Origin of the sequence: Burkholderia sp. Ax-1720 (genome assembly GCF_011753035.1) — a bacterium.
In the GTDB taxonomy this organism is placed as follows: Bacteria; Pseudomonadota; Gammaproteobacteria; order Burkholderiales; family Burkholderiaceae; genus Burkholderia; species Burkholderia gladioli.
Genome location: NZ_VWWK01000405.1, coordinates 1 through 1,678, shown reverse-complemented (window position 1 = coordinate 1,678; position 1,678 = coordinate 1). Strand labels below are relative to the sequence as shown.

Annotated in this window: 2 protein-coding genes; one reads left to right on the top strand and one right to left on the bottom strand. The window is 67.9% G+C overall.

The features are described from left to right. On the bottom strand, positions 1 to 302 hold a 302-nt coding region (locus F3J18_RS38000), incomplete at its 3' end, for a hypothetical protein (protein WP_205195730.1). A gap of 119 nt (positions 303 to 421) precedes the next feature. On the opposite strand from F3J18_RS38000, the gene F3J18_RS37220 reads away from it, so the two are divergent. Next, the gene (locus F3J18_RS37220; protein ID WP_126241329.1) at positions 422 to 1,588 is read left to right on the top strand and encodes an acyltransferase; all 1,167 of its coding nucleotides are present in this window, start codon (positions 422 to 424) and stop codon (positions 1,586 to 1,588) included. Positions 1,589 to 1,678 lie beyond the last annotated feature (90 nt).

Below are 1,678 nucleotides of genomic sequence, written 5' to 3'. Positions count from 1 at the left end.
AGGCCGGCCGCGAGCGAGGCGCCGCGCGCGCGGCCGGTCATTCGAATTCCTCGGTCAATGCCGCGTCGCCACGCTCGAATCCGAAGCGGCTGATCGGTTCGTTCTTCAAGGCGTCGCGATAGGCCGACAACACGACCATGACCAGCAGTACCGCGCCGCTTGCGATCCAGTTGATATCCATCTTGCAATCCCTCGTCTGTTTCGACCCGAACCCAAACTATCAGAAAAAAATCGGCAAATAATTGGGCGGATTTCGCCACCTGGAACGGCGCGGGCAGCGAAACGTCTTGTTGCAATTTCATGCGGTTTTTTTTCGTTCATCGTTCGATTTCTCACGCCTTAGGATCAGGGTGCGCCAAACGGCGAACGGCCGTTCGCCCGCCGCGCATCGTTCGCTATTTCAGGCCAAGGAAACCGACGCATGAATGCTCCCAGCGCGCCGACGCTCGCGCGGCCCGCCGCTCCCGACAACAAGGATGCGTTGATCGACGCCCTGCGCGGCTTCGCTGCGCTGCTGGTGGCCTATTTCCATTGCCGGCAGATCGTCTGGATCGGCATGCAGGCCTTCCATCGCGCCCACGGCCACGCGCTCGATCCGAACGCGCTGGCCGCCTACCTGACCTTCCCGTTCGCCTGGGGCTCGGCCGGCGTGCCGATCTTCTTCGTGATCAGCGGCTACTGCATCCACCGCAATATCGCGCTGAAGCTGGCGGCCGCGCCGGGCACCCGGCTCGACGTCGCCAACTTCTGGGCGCGCCGCTTCGCGCGCATCTACCCGGTGCTGCTGGCCGCGCTGCTGCTCACGCTCGCGCTGGACCTGGTGAGCCTGCAGTTCACGCCGGTCAGCCACAAGATCCGCGAGATCGGCTGGCAGGCCTTCCTGGTCAACCTGCTGTCGCTGCAGGGCATCGCCGGGCAGACCTACGGCTCGAACGGCGCGCTCTGGACGCTCTCGCTCGAGGTGCAGTTCTATGCCGTCTACCCGCTCTGGTTCGCGCTGCGCAAGCGGATCGGCATCATGCCGCTGGTGGCCGCGGTCGCGCTGCTCAACCTGGCGTCGGCCTGGCTGTTCGAGCGGCACGACATCCAGGTGTTCACCTCCTACTGGCTGTCCTGGACGCTCGGCGCGCTGATCGCCGAGCTGCGCGCGGGCCGCGGCGCGAACCGCCTGCCCTCGCGCGGCTGGTACCTGGCGGGCGCGGCCGGCATCGCGCTCGGCTGCGCGGCCTTCCATTTCGGCCAGTACGGCGCATTCCAGCTCTGGTCGCTCGGCTTCGCCTGCTACCTGTATGCCGCGATCGCGCGGCCGGCGCCGTCGAACGCGCTGGTGCGCGGCTTCGCCTGGTTCGGCGAATTCAGCTACTCGCTCTACCTGATCCACCTGCCGCTGTTCGTCTGCCTCGGCTCGCTGCTGTACCGCTCGCAGTTGCAGAGCGCGATCTGGCCGTCGTTCCTGTTCCTCGCCGCGGCGATCCCGCTGGCCTGGCTGTTCTACCGCGCCGTCGAGCGGCCCGCGATGCGCTGGTCGGCCAGCCTCAAGCCCGCACCGAAGACGGCACCCGCCACGGCGCCGGCGGCCGCGGCCTGAACCGACAACGGCCGGACTCGACGATGCGCCGGCCCCACGACATCCCACGCCGGCCTGCCCGGGCCCCGCGCCCCTGCCGGGCGCGACCGC

Excerpts from the sequence above, each read along its gene's own strand:
- F3J18_RS37220 (WP_126241329.1), top strand. The coding sequence starts at position 422 with ATGAATGCTCCCAGCGCGCCGACGCTCGCGCGGCCCGCCGCTCCCGAC.